This window comes from Acetobacter senegalensis (assembly GCF_001499615.1).
In the GTDB taxonomy this organism is placed as follows: Bacteria; Pseudomonadota; Alphaproteobacteria; order Acetobacterales; family Acetobacteraceae; genus Acetobacter; species Acetobacter senegalensis.
Genome location: NZ_LN606600.1, coordinates 3,197,607 through 3,223,346, shown reverse-complemented (window position 1 = coordinate 3,223,346; position 25,740 = coordinate 3,197,607). Strand labels below are relative to the sequence as shown.

The following is a 25,740-nucleotide window of genomic DNA, read 5'->3' as shown; positions in this document are numbered from 1 at the left end:
ATGTGGTGGCTTACATGGCTTGTCCCGCAGAGGTTTCATAGCTGGCACGTTAGGCGCAGCACTCCTTGGAACAGCGGCACCCTCACTTGCCGCGACAAAACGTCCGGTTGAAAAAAATACTCTGAAAATTGGTTTTGTGCCGATCAGTTGTGCAGCACCGCTTATTATGGCGCAGGCAAAAGGTTTTTTTCAGGATGAAGGGATTACAGTTGATCTGAAAAAAACCGCAGGTTGGGCTCTTATACGGGATAACCTCCTGAACGGTAATTTTGACGCATCGCATCTGCTTTCTCCCATGCCTCTTGCTCTTTCAACAGGGGCCGGACACGCCCCGCACCCTGTTCGTGCTGTCACGATGCAAAATATTAACGGGCAAGCCATTACACTAGCACTAAAGCATAGAAACCGTCGCGATCCACAAAATTGGAAAGGAATGACTTTTGCAATTCCTTTTGAATTTTCAATGCATAACCTCATGCTCAGGGCTTACCTTTCCCACTACGGCCTGGACCATGATCATGATGTGACACTTCGTGTAACTGCACCGCCAGAGATGGTCGCGAATCTCCGCGCCGGAAATATTGATGGCTTTCTAGGCCCGGAGCCGTTCAATCAACGTGCAATAATAGAGGAAATCGGATTTTTACATATTCTGACCGCCGAGATATGGGATGGTCACCCTTGCTGCGCACTTGGCATGACAGAAGAGTTTATTACGGAAAATCCCAACGCTTATGCTGCGGTACAGCGTGCCATGATCCGCGCTGCCGCCTTCATGCATAAAATGGAAAATCGCCTTGAAGCCGCGCAGATCCTTTCCAGACAAGAATACCTGAACCATTCTGAACTGGTCATTCGGCAAGGACTAACCGGGCACTATGCCGACGGTCTGGGAAAAGTTCAGGACAATCCACATCGTGCTGAGTTTAGCCCCTTTCCCTATTATTCTTCTGGATTGTGGATGATGAAACAAATGCAACGCTGGGGCTACATTCCTCCCGCTGTTGATAGCCAAAAAACTGTGGAACAGGTTTTTCTTCTGCCTGATGTTCGCCATCAAGCGTCCGCCCTCGCTTTAGCTGACCTTCCATTACCGGACGACAATAATTACCCGGCATTTAAGATTTTAGGAGAAACTTTTCCTCCGCAGTTACCTTCACCAGTAATGAGTACCAAACCATGATGAGGAGAACTGATAAATTAAAAGGTTTTGCACTCAGCGCTCTCCTTACTTTAGCTTTGTTGCTGGCGTGGCAATACCTGACACTCCCGTTTGAGACTCATGTTGGAAGTTCTTCGGCACAGAATGCAGAATATGAGATGTTGATGGGCCATACACCCGCAACACAGCAGGCTAGCCACAACTTCCCCTCTCCAAGACAATTTGCCGTCGATGCGTGGCAAGAATTGAAATCACCCTTTCATAACACAAATGCCAATAACCGCGGAATTGGATGGCAGTTAGGCGCGTCGCTTTACCGGGTTATTATCGGATATGGGCTTGCTGTGATTGTTGCCGTTCCTTTAGGTCTTTTATTAGGTCAACTGCCCATTTTACGGGCCGGGCTAAATCCATTTATTCAGATTCTGCGGCCCATCTCACCACTGGCATGGATGCCAATTGCTCTTTACACCATTAAAGATGCCGAAGAATGCGGTATTTTTGTAATCTTCATCTGTTCCATTTGGCCGATATTACTCAACACATCTTTTGGTGTCAGCAGATTGCGAAAGGAGTGGCTTGACGTCGCGCGCACACTGGAACTGAGTTGGGCTAGACGCTTACGGCTTATCATTTTTCCAGCAGCGGCCCCAACCATTGTCACGGGTATGCGTGTTGGGCTCGGTATTGCGTGGCTAGCGATTGTGGCAGCAGAAATGCTCGTCGGGAGTTCTGGCATTGGGTATTTTGTCTGGAACCAATGGAATAATCTTTCACTCTCCAATGTTATTCTTGCTGTGTTACTCATTGGTGTCACAGGAATGATTTTGGATACAGCGTTCGCAGCTCTTCAACGGAGCGTCAGTTATGCAGAATGAGCTGAATAAGCCCGACCATCTTGTCGTTGTTAATAGCCTCGAGAAACGCTACACAAAAGGCGGTGCGCCAGTTTTCTCAGATATTTCATTCAGTATTGATCATGGCGAAATTGTTTGCATGATCGGACATTCTGGGTGTGGAAAAAGTACAATCCTCAACATTCTGGCTGGCCTTGAAAGTGCCTCTTCGGGGCAAGTCTCAATAAATGGCCATACGATCAGAGGGCCAGGACTTGATCGGGGCGTTGTGTTTCAAGGTCATGCCCTTATGCCATGGCTGACGGTTGAGCAAAATGTTGCCATGGCTATACGGGCCCGCCATCCTGGCATGCAGCGCGGTGACGTGAAAAACATGACGGAACATTATCTGGGGCTGGTCAGTCTGAAAGAAGCCATGCATAAGCGCCCATCAGAACTTTCTGGCGGTATGCGACAGCGTGTGGGCATAGCGCGTGCTTTTTCGACAACGCCGGAACTGCTGCTGATGGATGAACCCTTCGGTGCGCTTGACGCTCTCACACGTGGCGTAATTCAAGATGAACTCCTGAATATTTGCGCACAAACACACCAAACCGTGTTCATGATTACTCACGATATCGACGAAGCCATTCTTTTAGCTGATCGCCTTTTGTTAATGAGCTCAGGGCCAAACGCACACATAGCGGAAGTTGTTCAGAACCCCCTCCCCAAGGAGAGGTCACGGGCAGAAATACATCACAAGAAAGGCTATTCGGATCTTCGTAATCATATAATGGATTTTCTTGTTCAAAAACTGAACTTAAAAAAACCAGAGAACAATTAATGAAATTCTGTCGGGATGTTTTCTGTTTCGAGATACGTAAAACGATGGTCCGTTTTGGTGTTGCACACTCTGCATTTTAACCAAAGTGAGGCGTTTTACCACGAACCAAGGCCTCTACACAGTGGCACGGGCCCTTACTGCGGCGTGTCGTCAAATTACAGAATTTCGCGTGGGTGGTTCCATATTACCCGTTTCAAAGCGCTTGGAGTCCTCCTCACGTATCTGCCCCCGACCATATGGTAATCAAAAAGCCACCAATTGCAGAATTTATGTAGAATAGTTTTCGATTTTTATCATATAATAAAGATCAAAATTAACGGAAAAGAATTGTACCGCCTGGTAAATATGTAATTGTGACCCCACAGGACTCGGAAAGAGCGCGAAACGCGCTTTCTATATCAGCTAATCTAAAATTTCCGCTAACCAGACTTTTTTCAAGCCCACTCTTTATAATGAAAATTCTTCCAGAGTAGTAACGGGATAACTCATGCACAACATCCGTAAATGGCTGAGCATCGAAAACAAGACGACCATTACGCCACGCCAAAGCTATAGATGGATCGGACTTCGTTACTCCTGAAAGTTGCTGATAAGATGCTGTCACCATTTCCCCAGGATCAAGCTGCGTGTGCCCTCCGTCTCCACTACGCAACCGCACATCAACATGCCCGCGTTCCAGAATAACGCGATCTTGCTGCCTATCAGTCCTAACGGAAAAAGCGGTTCCTGTAACTTTTGTAATACCAAATGGTCCAGTTACCAGAAATGGATGCACGGCATCATGCCGGACATCAAAAAAGGCTTCTCCTTGCAAAAGAGTTACCTCCCGATGCCCATCATGGAAATTGATCGCTACAGCAGAGTCTGTATTCATCGTCATTTTTGAGCCATCTGGGAGAACAATACCAGTTTGCTGTCCGGCGACCGTAACATAATCCGCGCGCCAGTGAAGAATAACCTCAGGAAGCGTCCATACACATACCATTACAGTCGCGAGCCCAGCAGCGGCCAGACAGACGTACTGTTTTAATGGCCTGCCACGCCTGGATTTTTGCTTGTGAATCTTCTCTATACCTGCAACCTCGGAAAACTCACCTATGGCATTCTCGAAAGCTCTGGATTGCCACATTGCCTCAATAACTAAATATGCTTGAGCATGACGGGAACTACGGCCATGCCAGCGCTCAAAAGCATGGAGCGTTGGCTGATCTACTTCTTGACCGCGTAACCTTACAAACCATTCCAATGCTTCGTCCTGCAGCTTGACATTATCCATGCTTTCGCTGTCAAGCCTGTCCTTGGATGAATTGTCCTGTTCCACTTAAACCTATCCAATGCCCGTAATTCGTGCTGCGTGCAGGAAGTATTATACCTTAGACGCTTCCCACTTCACAAACAGGCAAAGAAAATAAAATCTGAAACGACAGATCAATCACCATCAAATCCGCCCATCTGCTCAACACAATGCGCCAGCGCCATTTTCAGATCGTTAAATACGGTACGTTCAGAGACCCCTAGATGGGCGGCAATCCTGCGATTAGTCCACCCTTCTATACGGCTCAGATGCATTACAATTTGTGTTCTACGTGGCAACCGGGATACCGTTTGCCGGAGCAGTTTCAACCGTTGCCGGTCTTGCAATATCCGCTCAACGGACGGTGTGTCATCTGCAATAATGTCCACCATTTGATCATCAAGCGAAACTGCTTCTATTTTTCTACGCGCCTTGCATCGCCTCTGATGATCAAACGCGATATTACGGGCTGTCTGATGCAGGAAGGGCTCCACACGCTCCACACCTCCAGCCTCTAGCGCTCGGCATACGCGAATATAGGCTTCCTGCGCCAGATCTTCAGCCGTATGTGGATCTCTTACAATCCTTAACAACGACAGAATAAGAGACTGGCGGCGCAATCTGAAGATAACGTTCAGCGCCGGAGACATCCGCTCATACTCCCACCCTGCAAACTACCCTGAGAAATAACAGGTGCACTTTCCCGAATACCCTGCACCCATTATTGATTGTGATTATTAATTGCAATCAAAAAAAATAGGGAGCGACACATTGATGTCACGTGGCGTTGCCAACCTCGCAACGTCTACTCAAAAATATCGCTATTTTTTTTCCGACTTAGTGCAGCTGAAACGTCAAGGAGATGAAAGAACGAAACTTGCGTGCCGGACAACGCAGGAAAATCGCCAGAAAAAAGGTGTAAATAGTGATAAAAAGCTCCGGAAACGTAATGGGCGTAGCAACTTACGGGCAAACTGGTCACCACAGATACTTAATTCACGCTTTGCTCACCCCTTCTCTCTTAAGCTGCGCCTTTGTTACCTTGGAACCACAACAGGCTTGCGCACAGGCAACAGCGCAAGGAGCGCCACTATCAACGGTAAATCTAGAGCGTGTCGTCAGTTAAGTAGGATAATGATTGAAGCGAACTGCACGGCTGCGAGGAAGGTCGATTTCAGCTTGTCGTAGCGTGTTGCGATAGCACGGAACTGCTTGAGTTTATTGAAGAACCGCTCGACAAGGTTCCGTTCGCGGTAGAGAGCGAAGTCGGTTTCCCGTTGGGTTGTTCTATTGCGTTTCGGCGGGATGACCGGAGTAATCCCGCGCTGTGTCAGCCGATCAATCAGTCTGTCCGCGTCATACGCCCTGTCGGCGAGGAAGGCATCCGGATCGATGTTTTCCAGCATCGGTTCCGCCTGGCTGATATCCGCATCCTGCCCCGGTGTGATGCCGAGTTCCACCGGATTGCCCAGAGCGTCGCAGATGGCATGGATCTTTGTCGTCAACCCGCCTCGTGATCGTCCGATGGCCTGATCCGCGCCCCTTTTTTGAGGGCTCCGGCACTATGCTGATGTGCCCGGACAATGGTGCTGTCGATCATCATGTATTCATTGTCGTGATCCGCGGCTAGATGGCGAAAGATCCTCTCAATAACACCGCTTTCACACCAGCGGCGCAGACGCCGATGCACGTTTTTCCAGTCTCCGAAACGGGCAGGAAGATCACGCCATGGAATGCCTGCGCGATAGCGATACAGCACGGCCTCCACGAACAGGCGGTTGTCCGCTGCTGTGCCGCCGACATGACCTTCACGACCGGGGAGAAGGTCTTTTATCCGTTCCCACTGATCGTTGCGTAAACCGTAGCGCCGCATCTGTTGCTCTCCCACAAAATCGGGAAAACAGTCAGCACAGGACGCCACAAAGTACAACCCTCACGTGCCATACTCAGCGCTTAACTGACGACACGCCGTAGAAAAAAGCGAAAAATTTTCGCTTCCTGCCCAACCTCTTCCAGAAGCAATAAATGCGTTTCTAAGCCAAACTGGATGGCAGATCAGTTATTCGTCTTCTTTGGCGCAAGGCAAAATGTCCTCCCCCGTTTCCGGGGTAATGCCTCCATCGCAAGCACTTAGAACATTGCTTTCCGGTACCGGCCTCCGTGCCCGTATTATCTCGACAAATGCCGCCGCCCTTATGGCGGATCCCACAAATACTGCAGCTTACACGCCCGATGGCGCCATTGCGCTTGGTCCTGTCTCCGTGAAGGGATCGAGTGAGTCTGCGTGGGGCCCCGTGCAAGGTTTTGTTGCCAAACGTAGTGCCACAGCGACCAAGACGGACACCTCTCTGATAGAAACGCCTCAGACTATCAACGTCATCACTGCCGAGGAAATGGAGCGCCTCAAGCCCAAGAGATTAGCAGACGCTCTACGCTACACTCCTGGCGTGGTGAGCGGTGTTCAGCCTAGCACGACCTATTTTGATCGCATCCGTATTCGTGGCTTTTACAGCATCAACAATATTTATCAGGATGGCCTACAGTTAACTCCCTCGGGTACGCTTGCTGTTGCCCAAGTGGATCCTTACTTCCTTGAACGTGTGGAAGTGCTGAAAGGTCCTGCGTCTGTTTTATATGGTCAGAATGGCTCAGGCGGCCTAATTAATATGGTCACCAAGCGTCCCACAGGAGAAACTTTCCAGAGTGGCCGCATCAATATCGGTGCCTACAATCTTTATGAAGGCAATGTGGATGTTGGAGGCACGCTGAGGGATAGACATTTTGCCTACCGTATTGAGGCGATTGCCCGCAAGGCGGGCCTTAAAGGTGACTACGGCACACCAGAACGTTTTGCGGTGGCACCATCGTTAAAATGGACGCCGACCCAAAAAACATCGCTGACCGTCATGGTCAATTTGCAGATCGACCCCCAAGGTAACTCAAGCGGTTATCTACCGTCTGTAGGGACCATCCTGCCCAACGTGAATGGCCGCTTCCGTCGCTACATTTACACGTGTGATCGCTCCTACTGCGACTACAACAGGAAACAGGCCTCCTTTGGCTATGATTTTCATCAAAAAATTATCGAAAATTTGGAATTTCGTCAGAATACGCGGTTGATGTACGTGGATACGAACACCCACACCCTCTCGCCCGGCAGCCTGCTTGCCGACCAGAAGACCATTTCCCGCACAGCCATGTATCAAACTGCCACAACAGAGGGGATCGAAGTTGATAGTAGCCTGGCTTACAGGTATGCACTTGGCCCAATACATAATTCCATTGTTGCTGGTTTCGACTATCGTATTTTCAGCTCAGACAATATGACCAGTCAGGGTACCAGTGCGGCTCTTAATCTGGATCTAAACCATCCAACTTACGGTAATTTGACGATCCCGACCTTGATTAAGCGGTCTGATAACACGCTTATTCAGGAGCAGTATGGTGTCTATGCTCAGGATCAAATCGCATTCAGAAAATGGCGGCTTCTGGCTGGCTTGCGGCAGGACTTGGCAAGAACAAAAACTGATAACTACCTGACCAATAGCGACAGCACCCAAAAAGACCATGCTTTTACCGGTCGTGTTGGCCTGGTCTATCTATTCGATTTTGGCCTCTCACCTTACGTAAGCTATTCAACCTCATTCGAACCTACAAGCGGAACCGACTATTTTAATCAGGCCTTCAAACCAAGCATGGGCAAGCAGATTGAGGTAGGTGCCAAATACCAGCCGAAAGGGCTGAACAGCCTTTTCACTGCATCTCTTTTCAATCTGGAACGCACGAATGTCACCACAGCGGATAATGCCCATACCTGCTCGGCAGCACCGCAGCTTTCTGATTGCGGAAACTTCTCGGTTCAAACAGGAAAAGTGCGTGTCAGAGGAGTGGAGTTAGAAGGTAAAATCAGCCTGACGAATGAACTGAATGCAACCATCGGCTACACTTATATGGATGCACGGGTTACACGTAGTAATGACGGCTATCAGGGAAATATTCCTACAGATACTCCCAACAATATGGTTACAAGTTGGCTCGACTACCGCTTTTCGTCCGGTGCCATGAAGGGGCTTTCCATTGGCGGAGGGGCCCGTTACATGGGCCGGATGTTTGCAGATGGCGCCAACGCCATGCGTATTCCAGATTATGTCCTGGTAGACGGCATGATCTCCTATGATTTTGCGACAGTTCCATCTCCGTGGAAACATCTAAAACTCACGCTCTCGGCCACGAATTTGGCAGACCGCAAAGCCATTGGCGGCTGCCTGAGCTCCAGTTATTGCGATTATGTTGGCCGACGGACAATTTCTGGTTCCATCGGTATGAAATTTTGATCTTCATGCCCATTATTCGCGCAGAAAAGATCGAAATCGCCTACCAGACGACCTCCGTCATACGGGAGCTCACACTCTCCATAGAGTGCGGGACTATGATTTCACTCGTCGGGCCCAACGGCTCCGGCAAATCAACTCTCCTTAAAGCTCTTGCCGGTCAAATCCGGCTAAAAGATGGAAAGGCGTTTCTTGACGAACAGGAAATCCGTCACACCGGTTCCCGTGCCACAGCCAGACGCCTTTCCTTTTTGCCACAGACCCCTCTCGTCCCTGAGGGGCTCAGTGTCCGAGAGCTGGTTGCTTTAGGTCGTTTTCCGCATCTTGGTTTTACAGGTCTGCGCTCTCAGGAAGATGAACAGGCCATAGATCAGGCCATGGAGATGGCGTCCGTGAAGGAACTGTCTGCACGCCCTGCCGAGCAGCTTTCGGGCGGTCAGCGTCAGCGGGCCTGGATTGCCATGACCTTGGCCCAGCAATCCGATATTCTGTTTCTGGACGAACCCACCACATATCTTGATATCAGCCATCAGATTGAGGTGCTCGACCTCCTTCAGCACATGAACCGGGATTACCAACGCACTGTTGTCATGGTGCTCCACGATCTGAATCTGGCAGCACGCTATTCTGATCGTATCATTGCGCTACGTGACGGTACAATTCACGCAGATGACACGCCCTCCAGAGTGGTGACACCGAAGATACTGGAACAGGTATTCGGCATACAGGCTGAAATTCACACAGATTCAGCCACCGGTCGTCCGTGGTTCATTCCCGGTCGTCTCCTTCCCCTGCGAACGGACAAGACATCATGACGTATTACAGACGACATATTCTGGGGAGCATGGTCCTCAGTCTTCTCCCCTTCTGCAATACCAAAGCAGAAGATCTCTGCATACATGATGATCTCGGCGAGACGTGTGTGGACAAAACCGCCAGCCGCGTTGTGGCATTAGACCAGCAGAGTATCGAATTTTTGTTAGCCCTCGGCGTACAGCCTGTTGGCGTTACCAGCCCGACAAATTATCGTAAATTTACAGGAAACTCAGCGCCTGAACTCTCATATTCCGTGCAGGACCTCGGTTTGTCTTCCAGTCCCAATATCGAGTTGATCATGGCGCTGCAGCCAGATCTTATTCTGGGCAATATAACCAATGTTCAAAAAAATCTCTCCTTGCTAAAAGAGATTGCGCCCGTTTCTGCTTTCGCATCTTACCCGTCAGGACATTCTGACCAGTTCAACACCATGCTGTCTAATCTGCGCACCATTGCGCGACTTGTGGGGCGGGCAACAGAAGCAGACCATTTCTGCAAAATGCTCGATACTACGCTGGACACGGGATACCGAAGGCTCGCGAGCCTTGGGCTCACATCAAAACCTGTCGTGTTAGGCAACATCAACGCCGGAGCCCGTGGTGCGGAAATTATGCTGTTCAACCAGAACGCCCTACCCGCCCAAATATTGAAAAGGCTTGGCTTTTCCTATGCCTGCAATGATGAACGCTACCGTGAGAAAGGATTTACCGTCACCAGCGTTGAAACGCTTATGGAGTTTGAAAATGCCGACTTCCTTTACATGCCCTTCAACGAAAAAGGAATGGAGCGGCTTATTCAAACTCCCATCTGGCGTAATCTGCGCTTTGTCCGTGAAAAACGTCTACATTCCATTCCTTATCGTCTTATCCATAATGCTCCCCTGAGCACACGTTTATTTCAGACAGATGTTGTTTCTGCGTTCCAATCATGATGACCAAACAGCGGCAAAGCGAATGCATCGTACTCTTAGGTGGGGCAGTGGCGCTCGTCTTTACATTTGCTCTCAATATCACCCAAGGCGAAGCTTCCATCAATTTTTCAGCCATACTTAACGCCTTTTTTGACACCCAGAAAAATCTGACAACAGACATCATTCTGGGGTTCAGGTTACCTCGAGCCATTATGGGATGTATCGCAGGAGGCGCTCTTGCTGTCTCAGGCGCGCTGACGCAAAGCATTCTACGAAATCCGATTGTCTCTCCTGGTCTCTTGGGCATTCACGCAGGCAGTTTTCTATTTATCGTCTTGGCTGTTATTTTTGCACCCCTCCTTATGGCCGACCACCCATTCCTTGTATCTATAAGCGGCGGACTTTGTGCTGTTCTTCTTGTGGGGCTGATTGCAGGGGGGAGAAGCGCCCCTCCATTACGTATGCTGCTAAGTGGCCTGCTCGTCGGCATGTCTCTTAACGGTCTAACGGAGGCCCTTCTCATTCTGCACGAAGAGCAGTCTCGTAAGATTATCGGCTGGAACGCGGGTTCACTTCGACAAAATGGATGGGGCAATCTGCAACTTGTGTGGCCGTGGATTACCGTAAGCCTCTTGCTTGCATTGCTCATGGCCCACCAGCTTGATGTCGCACGGCTAGACAGTGACGCAGCGCGTGGACTGGGCCAAAAAACGCGTCTGGTTAGTAGTATAATCTTTGCTCTTATCTTGATCTTGAGCGGCATAACCATTGCGGTCACTGGACCAATCGGCTTTGTCGGCCTTGTCGTGCCGCATCTGGTCAAACAGGCAGGTATCAGAAGGCACGCGATCATACTGCCAGCCTGCATCTTATGGGGAGGATCGCTTCTTCTTGCGGCCGATACGTTGACCTATCAACTTGGCAGCTTGACTGATACGCCTCCAGTTGGCGCGGTTACTGCCATGATTGGAGCTCCTTTCCTACTTTGGCTGGTTCTGCACCAATCGCACGGGGACCGTGGAGTTATTCTGAATGAGGGACAGACATCTCGCTTTTCTCTCCCCCGTATTACGTACGCTCCCTTGTGGCTTATCACAATATTCATATTGTCTCTGATTATCCTGTTGCTGATAGCCGGACTTGCATGGGTCGGCGGCTATTCGCTGTCAGTCTCTCAATTACTGCAAGCGCTTCATGGCGCAAAAGGGAGTATAGCAGAGCGTATTGTATGGAATATTCGTCTGCCACGCTTATGTAATGCTCTTTTGGTGGGGGCTGGTTTTGCACTGGCAGGCACGCTTTTTCAAGCCGTGCTGCGCAATCCTTTGGCGGATAGCGGCGTTGTCGGTGTCAGTGGTGGAGCGGCAGCAGCTTCTCTCCTCCTGCTGGCTCTTGTTCCTGCAGCTCCGCCTTACGCAATCGGTCTTTCCGCCCTGTGTGGTGGGCTATGTGCAGGCGGGGCTGTCTATGCAATGGCGTGGCACCTGGGTCTTTCTCCCGGACGGCTTAGTATTATCGGTATTTCAGTGGCTGCCTTGTGTGGTGCGTTCACCCAGATCTTACTCATTCAGTCCCGCTTTACAGGAAATCCACTCATCTGGCTGATCGGCAGCCCTTATGGAACATCGTGGTCAACCACCTCTCTTCTCGCTGCCACACTGGTGGTAGCTTTCCCCTGCGTCTGGCTGATAGCAGAACGTATCGGATTACTGTGCCTAAACGATCAAAGTGCCCACGGGCTCGGGCTTGATGTTAACACAACCCGCCTTCTTGCAGGCGCTATCGGCATTACTGTTGCATCCCTTTGCGTGTCATGCACGGGCCCGATTGGCTATGTCGGACTCATCGCCCCCCATATGGCCAGATTACTTGTGGGCCACCTTACACGACCAAATCTTCTTCTCGCTCCCCTTATCGGCGCAGCTCTGGTTGGTGCAGCAGATTGCCTGGCCCGCGTCATAATCGCACCTGCTGAACTCCCTACCGGCGCTGTTATCGCAATGATCGGCGCCCCTTATCTGCTTTATCTGACAAGAAGAAGCCTGAAAGCATGAATCATGCGCGATAGAAAAATTCACTTCAATTCATGCATCGACTGGCTGGATTTAGCGTGGCGCCTGCCAGGAGAAAGTCCCTGTCGGTTATTTGATATCAGGCAACTGGCAGAACGTGCCCAGCTTGCGGAACGCGGCTTGATGGACGCCTTGTTCATGGCTGATTTTTATATCTATCGAGCCGGTTTTTCCATGGAACCACTCACGGTGCTCTCTGCGCTCGCCACCATGACCCGCCATATCGGACTCATCGCGTCCGTCTCCACCACCTACAGCGAGCCCTATGATCTGGCGCGTCTGTTTGCGTCCCTCGATCACATCAGTAATGGACGAGCTGGCTGGAACATGGTGACAACGGCTGTCGACAAGGTTTCTCAAAATTACAGTAAAAAAGAACACCTTGAACATGATACTCGCTACGCACGAGCCCATGAGGTTGTTCAGATTGTCACCCGTTTATGGTCTGGCACACACACGAACAGAATAGATACCCTTGATCATCAGGGGGACTGGTTTACAGTCAAGGGAGATATAAACATGCCCCCGTCTCCTCAAGGTCAGCCTGTAAGAATGCAAGCGGGCTCATCACAAGCAGGACGAGATTTTGGAGCGCGCTGGGCAGAAATTATTTTCACTGCACAGCCTATTCTCGCGGTCGCACAAGATTTTTACTCAGATATACACCAGCGGATGGCCACGCTGGGACGTGCGCCACACGAAGCCAACATCCTACCCGGCCTTATGCCAATTGTTTGCCACACGCGTTCAGAAGCTGAAGATCTTCTGGCCGCGCGCGCAGGCCCAGATCAGGGAAACGCCAGCCGCATGCGGGAAATGGTAGGAATTGACCTCACCACACTTCCTCAGGATGAGCCTGTCCCCCTTGAACTTTTACCTCCCAAGGGAAGCACCAATGGCATGCGGGGGCGCTCAGACCTTTATCTTGACCTTATCCGCAAGCATAGCCTCACGCCCCGGCAAGTTCTAGGGCAAGGTGCTCATCTCGCTTACGCAGGAACTCCTATGGATATGGCGGACCTTATAAGCGAATGGTTTACCGGCAAAGGCTGTGACGGCTTTACGCTCATGTGGCCTTCCCTAGCGGCCAACATCCTGTTTGTGGATGAAGTCATCCCGATCTTGCAAAAACGCGGCCTATATCGAAGAGCCTATACAGGTGCCACTTTGCGTCAACATTTCAATTTGAAAGCTTTTACATAAGCGATGTCAGGATCAATACAATGAACCCTCTTTATCTGACATGTGTTCTCGCAAATAATCCTCAATCTGATACCGTCCGTCCATGGCCCGGAAATTTCTCCAACGTGGCAAGACAGGCTCGCCTTATTGAAGCGGCTGGCTTTGATGCCCTGCTCTGCGCTGAGCCAGAATCTTTTTCACAAAAATTATCTAAACAGAATGGGTTTTCTTACGAGAACTACACGTTGTCAGCTGCTCTTGCCGCAATGACCAAGACACTCAAGTTGATTATCCCTGTGCCAACAAGCTGCAGTGAACCATATAACGTTGCCCGTCGGCTTGCAGCCATTGACCATATCAGCAATGGCCGCACAGCTTGGATTGCAACTCCCGTATCCAGTTACGATACACTGGCACATTATAATTCTATTGTGACAGACAATGATCCTTACGAACGGGCAGGTGAATTCATAGACGTGACAAATAAACTCTGGAATAGCTGGTCTGCCGAAGCCATTATCATACGCGAGAATGGACGATCTGGTGTTGACGCTTGCCTTAACAAACCGATCCAGCATGTCGGTAAACATTTTTCAGTCATGGGCCCCTTGGACGTCCCCCGACCGCCGTACGGTCCTATCCCGATAGCGTGGACCGACATCAGTGAGGCAGGAAAAAAACTCGCTGTATGCCACGCTTCATGTATATTTACTGACCAACCTACTATGACACATACAAGCCATTTCAAAGATGAAATACATCACCGCCTATTAACGCAAGGTCGTAAAAAGGAAGACATAAAAATCATCACAAACCTGACCGTCACATTAACATCTGCGACCGAAACAGGAGATTCTGCTCATCCTGCAATGATGCAAGAGACATATCAGCCCGAAAGACCAACATATATCGGCCACGCAGAAGGCCTACTCAACTTCATGAAACGCTGGCATGCTCATAAAGCCACCGATGGTTTCAATCTTATTTGGTCTCAAGGAGAAAGCGGTCTTATCGCGTTTGCCAAAACGCGAAGCGCTGGAGTTGTTAATCTGCTATAATGAATTGCCCTATGTGTTTCACAGACTTGCCTATGGAACTGAAGCTGAAGGGGTTGTTTGAAAAGTCAGTAGCTGAGATCTAGCGAGGGGTTTGGGGGGGCTGAAAGCGCAATGCTGGGCCATCGGGACAAAAGTTTAGTGCTTTCAGTTTCGAAAAGACCCGCGAGACCGATCTGGCAGGCTTCTCAAACAACCTCTCAGTGACGTGTTTTTACTTTCTGAACGCCAGACGGAGGTGATCAAGCCATATTTCCCTGAAGCATTGATAGGCCGGCTTTTAGTTTCCGTAACATTCAAGCAGATCGCATCAGTTGGCACCAGATCGCAATACCCACAAACATCCATTCACGAACGGACGGTTATCCGATCCTGCGCGCCTTTCCTGCCAGCAGCACCGTGATCTTCTCCCTACTCACTGCGCTCAATTCTTACTTTCTGATGGCTTTGTTGCACAATTCATTTTATCGGCGTGCCGAGGCCGTTATAGAATCTTCCGTTACACGACTGCGCGTGTGAGAGGGCTTCCGAGCGCTGTGAACCGGTTAAGGATAGCAACACGGATATGAACTTCGGTGATCTGGCGGTCGAAATCGCGTGCCGTCAGACGTTGTCCCAGGAGCTTGATGCAGTGCATCTTCGTCTCGACGCGGCTTCGTCGATGGTAACCGCTCCGCCGTCTCCAGATAGCCCGTCCGAGATGCCTGCAAGTCCGCAGAGCTTCATTTCGGGCGATGGCCCCCGGTCATGTGGGGCACCAGGGCTTTGCGTTTTTCCGCGGCGGAATGATAGCCCGAGCACGACGTTCGGCAATGGTTTCATGGATGTCCTTGTATCATACGCGCCATCAGCCGTAACGCTGGCGATGTCCTCTTCATCGGGGATCTGCCCCAGAAGCACCGGCAGAACCGGAGTATCACCGATCTCGTTTCCCGTCATTTCTACGGCTCTGATTTCCATTGAGCCTTCGTCGATCCCGATATGGAGTTTACGCCAGATACGACGTTTCGAACCGCCATGTTTGCGCCGATGCCATTCACCTTCTCCCTCGACCTTGATCCCGGTGCTGTCGATCAGGAGACGCAAGGGGCCCTCTGAGCCGCGATACGGGATATCGACCGTCACGGACTTCTGCCGACGGCTCAGTGTGCTGAAATCCGGCACAGACCACGCAAGTCCGGCCAAGCGCAGAAGACTTTCGACAAAACCCGTCGTCTGTCGCAGGGCAAAACCGAACAGAACCTTCAGCGTCAGACAGGTCTGGATCGCGCAATCGCTATAACCCGGCTGACGCCCACGACGCCCAGTCGGAAGGCCCTCCCAATTCATCCACGGGTCAAACCATACCGTTAGAGACCCACGTTTCTTCAGCGCCGAATGGTAGGAGGACCAGTTCGTCGTTCGGTAGCGCGTCGGCGTCGGTTTGCTCATCACACTCAGCTAACAAACTGGTTCCAGACAGGGAATCCCTGCCCCGTATTTGCGCAACAAAGCCCCTTCCGATCACCATTGCTTGCTCCGTATCTCAATACGGAACCCTGTAAAGCGGCAAGCAGGCTATGTGGGAGCTCTGAACGTCGATTGAGCCTAATTTTCTTTTGGTGACACACATGCGCTGTTCTTAGGTCAGGCTGTGTCGTCTGGACCTGATATGATAAAAACAAAGTGCCAGAAAAGACATATATCGGTTTGGCAAGCCCGACGCCCTGAACATGATTCTGATCACGCTCTCCTGCCAGAGCAGATCCCGCAGCCGGATCGCATGGCTCAGACGCCATGATGTGCCGGTAGGCGCAAGATCGACATTGTCTAGCGCCTCGCATGATATGACAGGTGTTACCACCGGCAGGGTGGCGATATCCGCGGTTCGTGCTGAAGGTGAGAATAAACTCATCCCCCCACTCACAAACGCAAACAGGACAGTCAACCGCAGACGTATTCTTGTCATCTCAGATAGAATGTCCTGTTTCGTCGTGTGTTCGATCCGTATCATGAACCAAAATTACGCCATGTTATGCTATAGCCTGTCGTCAGCTAGGCCCTTTGTATGGCGCATAAAGGTTGTACTTTCTATCCTCCGTCCTCTCTGTTCGTCCGCTTTTGGGAGGCTGGTAGATGCGGTGACATGGCTTCCGCGACGGCCAACGAGAGCAGATAAAGGATATCCCCCCGGTCGGGAAAGTCATGTCGGCGGCACGGCTGTGCGCAACCGCCTGTTCGTGGAGGGCGCTGTATTGCTATCGTGCCGGCTTTCCATGGCCTGGCCTCCCTGCCCTCTTCGGTGACTGGAAAAACATGCACCCGGGGTCTGCATCGCTGGTATGAAAGAGGTAAGATCAACAGCACGATTTTACGTGCGCATCACCACACTGCCCGAGCCCTCAAAAAAGGGCATGGATCAGGCCTGCGGACAATCTGGAGCGGTCTGACTACAAAAATCCACGCCATTTGCGGTGTTCTGGTAATCCAGCGGAATTTGATAGCACACCGAATCAGGATGCCGATATCACTCAGGTGGAACCACTGCGAGAAAACATCTACCCAGATGCCTTCCTTGTTGACAAGGATGTGATGCGAGCAGGTTGATCGACAGGCTGACAGACCGCGGAATTACCACGCTCACTCCACTAAAACGCAACAGAACAATACAACCGAAAACAGATTTCGTTCTCTACCTAGAGCGAAACTCTATCGAGTTTTTCTTCAATAAATTCAAAGAATTCCATTCCATTTCGACCTACTACAACAAGCTTAAATCCACCTTCCTCGTAGCTGTTCAACTCACCTTACTCTTTATCCCGCTCAACTGACGACACACCGTCGATCGGCATATCGTGTTTGCGGCACCCCATCATTGCACACGAATATATGTTATTTTTTCGTATGCACCTTACGACTCGTATTTATTTTGTTGACCACTCTCATTTACGGTGGAAATATAATGGAGCTACGCCTTTCGATGTTACCTGCGGAGTGAGAAGGTTGATACATTCCCGACCGATACCAGTTTCACATCGATGTTGTGCTTGCCTATGTCCGGTGCGGGCTTTTTTGTAACTCTGTCGATTCGCAGCTGTTGGCTGGGCCTATGCGCTGATGACGTTTGTGATGCTGGCTGCATAAACTCAGCACAATGACGGTGTTTGTGTTGGCTATTTTATTCAGATCCGAACGCCATGCGCTCCCGCATTCTATACAAGCCACAACACCGAAAAACTCCTCCAAAATCACGCTCCGGTTCATTCCAACACCATGCGATGACGGCTAATCTTGTGGCGCCGTCGATGTTGGAAGACCTGAGTGCCCTCCATAGATAATTGACTGTATTCCAAGGAGGTTTTTGAAATGAGCAAGCGTTTCTTCCGACAGAATACAGCCTGTATGCCCTCCCTACTGGCTGCGACGAAAGTCTCAACAACCGACAACCTAAACTTCCAAGCGGCAACTGGCATGAAAAAGTAAGGGGCTATGCCCTTTTTAGCCTCTGGTTACTGCGTAAAGGCACAACAAAATGTCGCGAACAATGCGAACCCATCCACATATTGTCTTGTTACGTGACGATGATACTGATTTTTTGAAAATTCCCAGTCTTATGAAAAACAAGAAATTTTCGCCACTTCCCTGCATAGTAAGTGGAGGCCTTCTTTTACTAAGCGGAATAACCACGCCCGCATTTTCTCAACCATCACTACAAAATAAAAATCAAGAAGATGTTAAAGGTGCCCCCATACCTGCACAGAAGAATACAAAAAAAGGCAACATAAAAAGCTCTGCCGTTGTCGCCTCAAAAAACACTGAAGAGATAAGAGTAACAAGCACAGGCCCCATACGCGCCGCAGAAAAGAGATTGCGGAAAGTACCTGGCACATTTGCTATCATCAGCGCTAAGGATGTGGAAAAAGGGCGCGCGGCAACACTTGAAGATACACTTGCTTTTCAGCCTGGCATTTTAGCTCAGGCGACCACAGGAAGCACCGGCAACAAAATTTCCATTCGTGGCTCTGGAGCGGGAGTCTTCTACGGCGGATATAGCCTCGGGATGAAATATCTTGTTGACGGCCTAACAGTGAGTGGCGTCGGCGGTTTTCAGGAGGATCGACTTAATACAACCGGCTACCAGCGCACCGAAGTTCTATACGGTGCGAATGCCTTTGACTACGCAGCGACATCACTGGGTGGTGGAATTAACTTCATAACCCACACAGGGGTCTCCGCGCCCGGGTTTATGGCACATTTTGAAGCCGGAAGTTACGGCACTTTGAAAGAACAGGTTAGCCAAGGCGGGACTTTTGATCACAAGAAGGGAGACTATTACGTCACGGCTGCACGCACCAATCGCCAGGGTTTTCAGAGTTATACTGCCATGTACCGAACGGATGTGGTGGCCAATGTTGGTTATCATTTTACCGACAGACTTTCTGCTCGTCTCATCTTTCGATGGGATGAAGGCTTCGGTCATTACGGTGGCTTGCTGACCAGAGAACAACTCAGAAAAACGCCCACCATTAACCCGAATGACTGGGGCGGTCGTCCAACCCGCAGTTCAATGCTCGGATTTAAAACGGACTATGTTTTTGATGATAACTCCAAACTGGAATATGGCATTACATGGAATGACTACCCTCTTTTCAATGGAACCAATACCAAACAGTTTAACTTATGGCGCTCAACCGACATCAATAACTCTCTTAAATATAATAGGAAGGACAGACTCTTCGGACGAGAAATTGATACCAATTTTATTCTGAGCGACGTACATATGATATCAGGAGATTCCCGTTATTATACGTCGTCGGTTCTTTCCACGACCTCGAACCGGGAAGACTGGACATTACATCAACGCGTCAAATATGGCGGCTCTCACGATTCCGTCTTCGCTTTTGGTAACAATTTTAATCTTTTCAAAAATCTTTGGCTTACAAGCGGGTTTTCTGTCATTTGGGTTGACCGGAACATACGCCTTGTTGATCGGCTTGTTCCCAATGCCTCTTTGCAAAGCAGAGAACACTATAACAATGTCTTCATCACACCGCGTGTTGGGCTACTCTATAATATAAACCCCAATATAGATGTATTCGCAAACTTTAGCCGTTTAATAGATCCTCCTGTCACATGGAATTATCATAACGTGCAGGGTGGCAGTCCCTATAATGATACAGGCACAGTAGGCCCGCTCAAAGCCCAACGCGCCAATTCTGTAGAAGTCGGCATACGAGGACGAGTTGGTCGTTTTGAAGGCAATCTGACACTTTATCGGACATGGATCCGTGACGAACTCCTGACCGTTGTCGTGCAGCGCGCAACCAATACAACAGCAGAAATCACAGCGACCTCAAATGCCAGCCCGACCATTCACCAAGGGGTCGAGGCCGGCTTATTAACGCACCTTATAGACTCCCGTCGTTATGGCACTCTGGGATTTCGACAGGCGCTAACGGCCAATGATTTCCACTACCGTCATGATTCGGTGTTTGGTTCCAATAGGTTACCGTCGTTGCCAATCTGGATGTACCAAGCTGAACTGCAATATACTCATCGCTCAGGTTTTTACGCAAATTTCGATTTTCGGTCTTCCTCCAGTTACTACGTGGACTATGCCAACACATTGAAAGCCCCCAGCTATGGTATATTTGGTCTAAAACTTGGGTACGAAGCTCCTTCAAAAAAGTGGAGTACATTTCTCGATTTTCGAAACCTAGGTAACAAGCATTACGCGACTGCAGCCTATACGGCCTATAACCTTGGCGGACGAGATGCTGCAATGTTCTATCCGGGTGATGGATTTAGCGTATTTGGCGGCGTAACGGTCCGCTTCGCCGGACTGGGTCGCAATCTATAGGTTGGAGCGTTAGAGAAGCCCTTTTTGTGGCTTTAGTGGAGTTAATAATATCACTATGTTAGCCATCGCACCCGTACGCAAAAAAGACTTCTTAGCCCCCCCCTCCGATATTCAGGCATCCATTTCGGCGAGAAATTGAATTTCTCCCTGAAAGTCTGCCATCATGCTCGCCTTTTCCTCATCAGAAAGCCATGAAGCCTCAATGGCCCGGAGAGACATCCTCATGACTTCTTCCACGCCCAGTGACAGAATTCGCGCCATTGTCACGTAAGTCGTGCCGATATCTGTCCCGAACATCGGAGGATCGTCCGTACAAGGAACAAGAAACAGACCTGCATCATGCATCGCTTTCAGCGATGCAGCCCGCTTTTCCATGCGCTGCGGCACACAGGTATGAGAGCATACCGTAAACGGTACACCTTGTTCCCTGCATCGACACGTCAGAGCCGGGTCTGCCAGAATATTATAGCCATGATCAATCCGGTCACAGCCCAGAACATCAAGGCAAGTTTCAACATTGCGTGGCGGCGCCTGTGTCAGCGTCTGATTGTCCTCACAGGCATGTGCCGTGCAGCGTAGGCCTGCAGACCGAGCCAAAGCATAGGCCCCCTCGAACAACTCTGGCGGTCCTTTGAATTCGGCACAATCCATTCCGATCCCTATGACCTCCTCTCGCCGATGGGCGAGAACATCCCTCACCATCGCTATCGCGATCTCCGGTCCCAGTTCGCGGTTGATGGCAGGAATCAGGCGCCCGGTAACGCCGAACTCCTCTTTCGCCTGACGAAGACCATCCACAAAACCATCCACCATTGTCTCGTAACTGACGCCGTGCGGGTAATGGTAATCTGGGCTAAAGAAAAACTCGGCGTATCGCAGGTTTCCTTTCAGATACCCATCCGCAAGCGCCTCGTAAGACACGCGAGCAAAATCGTCCCGTGTGACCATGCAGCGACCTATCACCTCAAGCCGCGACAGGAAATCGTAGAAATCCGTAAAGGCATAGAATTTATCAGGATCCGTTACCGGAAGCGCAACATCGTTCTTCGCTGCAAGAGCAATAACGGTCCGTGCGCTCAGCGAGCCAGCCAGATGACAGTGCAGGTCAATCTTCGGAATTGCTCTTATAAGAGCGTCAATGCTCATAATAGATCTTTCTTATTGTGAACACGCACGTCACTCCGACTGCGCCACAGAGGACAAAACACGATGGCACAGTTGACCAGAAAGCCGATTAGCCCCGGATTGATACCACCAATAGACACCCCAGACGCGAACAGTGCGATAGCCACGCCTGCTCCCGAAAAAAGCCCCAGCCCCGCGATCCGGGCCGAAACGGGCCAGCCAGTCAGAATCAGGAACCACAGGGAAGCAAACTGAATTCCGACATAACCACTGAGGTTCAGAGCCGTCAGCATGATAGCGGGAGCATGCGCGGTGGCGACCAGCGCCAGCACGAGAAACAGAATAACCGCCAGATTGATGGCCCTTTTAGGATGCCGACGCCCCAAGCCTGGTGCGATATTTCGCGTCATCATTGCCGCGATGTTGAGAGAGGTCGCCGCCAGAACCAGCAACCCGGCCAGCAATGCGCCCGCTGCTGCCAGCGCCACGATCCACGATGGTAGAAGCGTGGCGGCGACATGGAAAAACACGGCATTTGGATCTGGCAACGACGGAAGAAACCTGAGAGCGAAAACAGTCGCAAATACGGCGAATGGATACATCACCATATAGAGCGGCATGAAAACCATTGCTCGGCGCACAGCCTGCGCCGAGCGCGCCGTAAACAAATATGGCGTGACGGAAGGCTGAAAATAAAATCCAACGCCCTGATAAATGATCGTGCTGATCGCAAAGACAAGACTGCTACCAGTGGGAAGCGGAAACGTCGGCGTTGTTATTACAGCGTGCCCGGCGGAGAGTTTATATTGCATGCCTATCGCACCGACGCCGACAGCGGCGATGCCGAACAGCATTAGAACATCCTTGAGGAATGCAACGTAAGTCGAAGCACGCACGCCGCCCAGTGACACATAGGCAAATGCGATCACCGCGCATCCCGCCAGCCCCGCAGCTGGCGCTGCGGAGAAGCCCATCGTATCAAGAACAGAGCTCAGACCAATAAACTGAAACTGTCCCCATGGAACCAGAGCGATAACGCATGCCCATGCTGTTAGCCGCTCGAACGCAATGCTTCCAAAATGCCGTCCAAACACCTCGGGTAAAGTGCATGCATTATACTGTTTCGCCCGGCGCCAGATGGCTGGCCCGACAAAATATCCAACAGGAAATGCCAGAAGAAGATAGCCTAGAAACCAGTATCCGTAGCTCACACCGTGCGCATAAAGACCAGATGGAAAAGCAACGATCGAACCAATACTGTAAATCTCACCTACAGTAAGAATAAACAGCATGGGCGCAGGCAACGCCCGATCCGCCACAAGCAGCGTTTCAACTGACATATGCCGTGACCGCACTCGCGCAAGCCACGCAGCACCGAGCGAAAGGATAAGGATACTGGCGACAATCATCCCGGTCATATGGACCGCTCGCATAACCATAGACACAACGATGTCAGCGGAAACCACGCAAATATCCAGAGAAAAACAACCGGGATTCCGAAAACGGTAAATGATAGACAACTGAGAAACGGCGCGACAAAAACAATCGCAATAAACGGCACGCCCAAACCTAGCGCCAATGACTTCCTGTTTGGGCGAGCGGACATCACGGCTTCTTTTTTCCGGCTTGAACGGACCGTCGGGTCTCGCTCAGGACCAGCTCCATAGCCCAGCCAATGGTTGCCCCAATATCCTTTCCGTCCATGCCAAACTCTTCTCTGAGCGTCAGCCAGGAGAGAACATTGTCCAGACAGGCCAGGACAGCCTCTGCCCTCAGTCGGTCAGATGCGGAGATGTCAGGTGTGTTGCGCCATAAGACTTTACGTCTCCGAACAGCCAGTTCATTACGGAACGTGCTGCGCATTGAGCGCCCAATTCGAGTAAGAGCAAGAATGCGCGCAAGATCCGGACGACTATCGAACTTTCCGGCGGCTACCTGAAAGCCTTTTACAACGTCATCTGTGTCATCCTGTGACGCCAGCCCGAATACCTCTGTATTCAACCAGTCAGCCGTTGCCGCCAGGAGATGGTCGCGCGACGGAAAATAACGATACACCGTACGAAGTGAAACACCGGCCTTTTTTGCAAGTGCAGAAGTGGAAATACTGCCATCCTCGCTCTCTTCAAGAAGAGCAATGAAGGCCTCAATAATACGTTGCCGGGTTTGGGCTGCATATTCGTCGCGTAGCATCTGACACACATATGTAATTTTGACACAAGTGTGTCACATAAATATGGTTCTGACAAGCTCAGGGCTTCGCCAAAAAAAACATCCGGATTTTTCTGGCAATAGCAATATCAATATCAAGTGTTTATGATTCTTACATGAAATAACGTATATTTTTAGAATATATTCATATCAAAGCGCATAATACCCCCTGGGGTATTGGCAGAATATTCATTCCCTGCCGGGCCATGCCAACAGGCAGAGAAACTGCATACACACCGCCCCCAGTGGCAGCCACACAAAACCTGCGGTAATCCACGCAGACAGTTCCAGAGGCTGCATGGCCCCGGCCTCAACATAATGGCCTTGCGAAAGGAATTGCGCCAGAACAAAGCCAGTCAGCCCCATTGCCAGCTTCGTAACCCACGTGTTGATAGAATACGCCAGACCGGCAGATCCAGTTGAGGTCCGCGGATCACCATCATCCACGGCTTCTGCCAGCAAAGTATAATATAGCGGAGACATCACGCCCTGAGCCAGCGCCAGAAGCGCTATGGATAGGAAAAAATATGTCATGGATGCACCTGACACGGCCATGGCCAGATAGGCCATCCCCTGCGCAATCAGGCATATGAGCCCGGCACGGATGGTCCCCAGATGTCTGGCAAGCGGAAGGCATGCTGGCACACCCGCAAACAACAGGACGGTGACGAAGGTAATGATATTGGCACCAAGCTGCTCCGTGCCGCGCAGAATAACGTGGGCATAATACAGGGCAAACCCGAAAAGGGCCGCCTGCCCCACGAAATAAAAGAACGCGAGAAGGTTGCTCAACACCCATTGCCGGTTTCCAAAAAGATGGCGCAGCGTATCCACCATATCCTGCCGGACAGGCGCCGGCGGATACCGCACCGTGCAGCCGCGCGCCACGCACAGCCATAAGATACTGCCCAGAACCGACAGAACCAGCACATAGATGGCTATGCCATATCGGTGCTGCGCCACACTTTGACCTCCACCCAACCATGTGATGGCGGGAACGGTCAGCAGCGCCACAAACAGCGATCCGGCCTGACAGCCCATCATACGGAATGCATTAAGGCCGATGCGCCCTGTCGCAGAGCGGCTTATCATGACGGCCAGCGCACCATAGGGCGTATTGATGCACGAATAGATCGCGCCAAAAACGATATAGGTTAGTCCCGCCCAAAGGATTTTCCCCGTGGGAGAGAGCGGCAAGGCCAGAAAACAGAGGAAACCCGTTATGCCAAAAGGAATGGCGAGGATCCGGATCAGGCGCGGTACGATCAGACCGCCCCGGCGATCCACAATATAGCCAATGGCTGGATCGCAGAAGGCATCAACAACACGAGCCACCAGTAGTATCCATGATACGGCAATCAGCGGCAGGCCATAGATATCCGTGTAGTAATACATTAGGTACGATGACGTCATGCCCCACATCATGTTGGAGGCAGCATCACCGCAACCGTAAGCCATCTTTTCTTTCACGGAAAGCGTCTGCTGGTTGTTCATTATCCTACTTTTCCTGAAACTCTTAGGCATGCCTTACGCTATCATGGGATTGTGAAACCACAAGCCAGGCCGGATCCCGTCAATCCATTGCCTTTTACCAAGCCCGCTTTAAGGAAAATTCAGAAAAGGATCGACGAAAAGTGGACCATTGAGCACATGGCCGAAATCGCGCATATCAGAGTCCGAGCGCTTCATCGCCATATTCAAGACGCGGCAGGGCTTGCACCATCTGAGTGGCTCACGCAGCAGCCCATTGCCTGCGCTCGCGATTTACTGGAGGAAACAAACTTTTCTATCGATGAAATTACGCCGAGCTACGGCTTTGGCGCGACGACCAATTTTCGTCAGTATTGCCGGACTACCACCGGACTTCCGCCAGCTAGCAACCGATGCCCTTTCCGTCATCACGATCCAACGGCCGAGGGCCTCTTATCGAAGGAACCTGACATGCACTTCGAACTGACCTCGAAAACCTAACTGCGAGATTCGTTCAAAGCGCGGTGTAGTCGGAGCCCTTCCCCTGCATCTGCTTCGACCATCGTCTCTGCGAGCAAACAGCGCAAGCACTCCGG

19 protein-coding genes and 2 pseudogenes are annotated in these 25,740 nt (G+C 50.7%); 13 read left to right on the top strand and 8 right to left on the bottom strand.

Annotated features, from left to right (window positions below; genetic code table 11):
* The first annotated feature begins 19 nt into the window (after positions 1–19).
* The 3 genes from ASN_RS15060 to ASN_RS15050 are packed head-to-tail and all read left to right on the top strand — an operon-like array spanning position 20 to position 2,842.
* Positions 20–1,183 carry a CmpA/NrtA family ABC transporter substrate-binding protein gene (locus ASN_RS15060; RefSeq protein WP_058989382.1) on the top strand — a complete coding sequence of 388 codons (1,164 nt, stop codon included), beginning with the start codon at positions 20–22 and terminating at the stop codon, positions 1,181–1,183.
* Positions 1,180–2,040, top strand: coding sequence for a nitrate ABC transporter permease (ntrB, locus tag ASN_RS15055; protein WP_082666717.1), 861 nt, complete (start codon positions 1,180–1,182; stop codon positions 2,038–2,040). The genes ASN_RS15060 and ntrB overlap by 4 nt, the downstream gene beginning before the upstream one ends.
* Positions 2,030–2,842, top strand: coding sequence for an ABC transporter ATP-binding protein (locus ASN_RS15050; RefSeq protein WP_058988651.1), 813 nt, complete (start codon positions 2,030–2,032; stop codon positions 2,840–2,842). The genes ntrB and ASN_RS15050 overlap by 11 nt, the downstream gene beginning before the upstream one ends.
* A gap of 313 nt (positions 2,843–3,155) precedes the next feature.
* On the opposite strand, the gene ASN_RS15045 is transcribed toward ASN_RS15050, so the two are convergent.
* The 3 genes from ASN_RS15045 to ASN_RS19045 form a co-directional block, all read right to left on the bottom strand.
* Complete coding sequence (locus ASN_RS15045; RefSeq protein ID WP_157765198.1) at positions 3,156–4,163, bottom strand: FecR family protein; 1,008 nt, start codon at positions 4,161–4,163, stop codon at positions 3,156–3,158.
* A 107-nt stretch (positions 4,164–4,270) separates the two neighbouring features.
* Positions 4,271–4,786: an RNA polymerase sigma factor gene (locus ASN_RS15040; RefSeq protein ID WP_058988649.1), complete on the bottom strand. Its 516-nt coding sequence runs from the start codon at positions 4,784–4,786 to the stop codon at positions 4,271–4,273.
* A 468-nt stretch (positions 4,787–5,254) separates the two neighbouring features.
* Positions 5,255–6,009 (bottom strand): IS5 family transposase gene (locus ASN_RS19045; RefSeq protein ID WP_099048343.1). Its coding sequence is split into 2 segments (ribosomal slippage): positions 5,255–5,679 and positions 5,679–6,009, totalling 756 coding nucleotides; the frame shifts between segments, so codons are not numbered across the junction.
* Positions 6,010–6,223: 214 nt separating this feature from the next.
* Here ASN_RS19045 and ASN_RS15025 point away from each other — a divergent pair.
* Genes ASN_RS15025 through ASN_RS15000 form a run of 6 tightly spaced genes read left to right on the top strand, consistent with a single transcriptional unit; the run spans position 6,224 to position 14,505 of the window.
* Positions 6,224–8,470: a TonB-dependent siderophore receptor gene (locus ASN_RS15025; RefSeq protein ID WP_082666716.1), complete on the top strand. Its 2,247-nt coding sequence runs from the start codon at positions 6,224–6,226 to the stop codon at positions 8,468–8,470.
* A gap of 5 nt (positions 8,471–8,475) precedes the next feature.
* The gene (locus ASN_RS15020) at positions 8,476–9,282 is read left to right on the top strand and encodes an ABC transporter ATP-binding protein (RefSeq protein WP_058988647.1); all 807 of its coding nucleotides are present in this window, start codon (positions 8,476–8,478) and stop codon (positions 9,280–9,282) included.
* Positions 9,279–10,214, top strand: a complete 936-nt coding sequence (locus ASN_RS15015) for an ABC transporter substrate-binding protein (protein WP_058988646.1) — start codon at positions 9,279–9,281, stop codon at positions 10,212–10,214. The genes ASN_RS15020 and ASN_RS15015 overlap by 4 nt, the downstream gene beginning before the upstream one ends.
* A gap of 47 nt (positions 10,215–10,261) precedes the next feature.
* Positions 10,262–12,247: an iron ABC transporter permease gene (locus ASN_RS15010; protein ID WP_167541320.1), complete on the top strand. Its 1,986-nt coding sequence runs from the start codon at positions 10,262–10,264 to the stop codon at positions 12,245–12,247.
* A gap of 3 nt (positions 12,248–12,250) precedes the next feature.
* On the top strand, positions 12,251–13,468 hold the full coding sequence (locus ASN_RS15005) for an NtaA/DmoA family FMN-dependent monooxygenase (RefSeq protein WP_058988644.1): 1,218 nt from the start codon (positions 12,251–12,253) through the stop codon (positions 13,466–13,468).
* A 20-nt stretch (positions 13,469–13,488) separates the two neighbouring features.
* A complete protein-coding gene (locus ASN_RS15000; protein WP_058988643.1) occupies positions 13,489–14,505 on the top strand; it encodes an LLM class flavin-dependent oxidoreductase in 1,017 nt (338 codons plus the stop codon).
* Between the two features lie 496 nt (positions 14,506–15,001).
* Here the strand turns inward: ASN_RS15000 and ASN_RS14995 are convergent.
* A pseudogene (locus tag ASN_RS14995) lies at positions 15,002–15,933 on the bottom strand (IS5 family transposase).
* 723 nt (positions 15,934–16,656) lie between these two features.
* On the opposite strand from ASN_RS14995, the pseudogene ASN_RS20630 reads away from it, so the two are divergent.
* The 3 genes and pseudogenes from ASN_RS20630 to ASN_RS14985 form a co-directional block, all read left to right on the top strand.
* A pseudogene (locus ASN_RS20630) lies at positions 16,657–16,803 on the top strand (IS5/IS1182 family transposase); the annotation flags it as partial.
* Positions 16,804–17,084: 281 nt separating this feature from the next.
* Positions 17,085–17,312, top strand: a complete 228-nt coding sequence (locus tag ASN_RS20590; protein ID WP_081473661.1) for a transposase — start codon at positions 17,085–17,087, stop codon at positions 17,310–17,312.
* A 701-nt stretch (positions 17,313–18,013) separates the two neighbouring features.
* On the top strand, positions 18,014–20,341 hold the full coding sequence (locus ASN_RS14985; RefSeq protein ID WP_231948256.1) for a TonB-dependent receptor family protein: 2,328 nt from the start codon (positions 18,014–18,016) through the stop codon (positions 20,339–20,341).
* 111 nt (positions 20,342–20,452) lie between these two features.
* On the opposite strand, the gene add is transcribed toward ASN_RS14985, so the two are convergent.
* From add to ASN_RS14965, 4 genes are all read right to left on the bottom strand, one after another.
* Complete coding sequence (add, locus tag ASN_RS14980; protein WP_231948255.1) at positions 20,453–21,487, bottom strand: adenosine deaminase; 1,035 nt, start codon at positions 21,485–21,487, stop codon at positions 20,453–20,455.
* Positions 21,484–22,884: a sodium:solute symporter family protein gene (locus ASN_RS14975; RefSeq protein ID WP_058989378.1), complete on the bottom strand. Its 1,401-nt coding sequence runs from the start codon at positions 22,882–22,884 to the stop codon at positions 21,484–21,486. The genes add and ASN_RS14975 overlap by 4 nt, the downstream gene beginning before the upstream one ends.
* Positions 22,885–23,071: 187 nt before the next feature.
* Positions 23,072–23,656, bottom strand: a complete 585-nt coding sequence (locus tag ASN_RS14970; RefSeq protein ID WP_058988641.1) for a TetR/AcrR family transcriptional regulator — start codon at positions 23,654–23,656, stop codon at positions 23,072–23,074.
* 207 nt (positions 23,657–23,863) lie between these two features.
* Positions 23,864–25,168 (bottom strand): MFS transporter, encoded by a 1,305-nt coding sequence (locus ASN_RS14965; RefSeq protein ID WP_058988640.1) that lies wholly within the window; start codon positions 25,166–25,168, stop codon positions 23,864–23,866.
* A gap of 51 nt (positions 25,169–25,219) precedes the next feature.
* Here ASN_RS14965 and ASN_RS14960 point away from each other — a divergent pair, with 51 nt between their 5' ends.
* A complete protein-coding gene (locus ASN_RS14960) occupies positions 25,220–25,645 on the top strand; it encodes a helix-turn-helix domain-containing protein (RefSeq protein ID WP_058988639.1) in 426 nt (141 codons plus the stop codon).
* The last annotated feature ends 95 nt before the right edge of the window (positions 25,646–25,740 follow it).

What these genes read in the sequence shown, in the direction of transcription:
- ntrB (WP_082666717.1), top strand. Translation starts at nt 1,180, where the DNA reads ATGATGAGGAGAACTGATAAATTAAAAGGTTTTGCACTCAGCGCTCTC.
- ASN_RS15050 (WP_058988651.1), top strand. Translation starts at nt 2,030, where the DNA reads ATGCAGAATGAGCTGAATAAGCCCGACCATCTTGTCGTTGTTAATAGC.
- ASN_RS15040 (WP_058988649.1), bottom strand. Translation starts at nt 4,786, where the DNA reads ATGTCTCCGGCGCTGAACGTTATCTTCAGATTGCGCCGCCAGTCTCTT.
- ASN_RS15025 (WP_082666716.1), top strand. Translation starts at nt 6,224, where the DNA reads ATGTCCTCCCCCGTTTCCGGGGTAATGCCTCCATCGCAAGCACTTAGA.
- ASN_RS15020 (WP_058988647.1), top strand. Translation starts at nt 8,476, where the DNA reads ATGCCCATTATTCGCGCAGAAAAGATCGAAATCGCCTACCAGACGACC.
- ASN_RS15015 (WP_058988646.1), top strand. Translation starts at nt 9,279, where the DNA reads ATGACGTATTACAGACGACATATTCTGGGGAGCATGGTCCTCAGTCTT.
- ASN_RS15005 (WP_058988644.1), top strand. Translation starts at nt 12,251, where the DNA reads ATGCGCGATAGAAAAATTCACTTCAATTCATGCATCGACTGGCTGGAT.
- ASN_RS15000 (WP_058988643.1), top strand. Translation starts at nt 13,489, where the DNA reads ATGAACCCTCTTTATCTGACATGTGTTCTCGCAAATAATCCTCAATCT.
- ASN_RS14985 (WP_231948256.1), top strand. Translation starts at nt 18,014, where the DNA reads ATGTCGCGAACAATGCGAACCCATCCACATATTGTCTTGTTACGTGAC.
- add (WP_231948255.1), bottom strand. Translation starts at nt 21,487, where the DNA reads ATGAGCATTGACGCTCTTATAAGAGCAATTCCGAAGATTGACCTGCAC.
- ASN_RS14975 (WP_058989378.1), bottom strand. Translation starts at nt 22,884, where the DNA reads ATGACCGGGATGATTGTCGCCAGTATCCTTATCCTTTCGCTCGGTGCT.
- ASN_RS14970 (WP_058988641.1), bottom strand. Translation starts at nt 23,656, where the DNA reads ATGCTACGCGACGAATATGCAGCCCAAACCCGGCAACGTATTATTGAG.
- ASN_RS14965 (WP_058988640.1), bottom strand. Translation starts at nt 25,168, where the DNA reads ATGAACAACCAGCAGACGCTTTCCGTGAAAGAAAAGATGGCTTACGGT.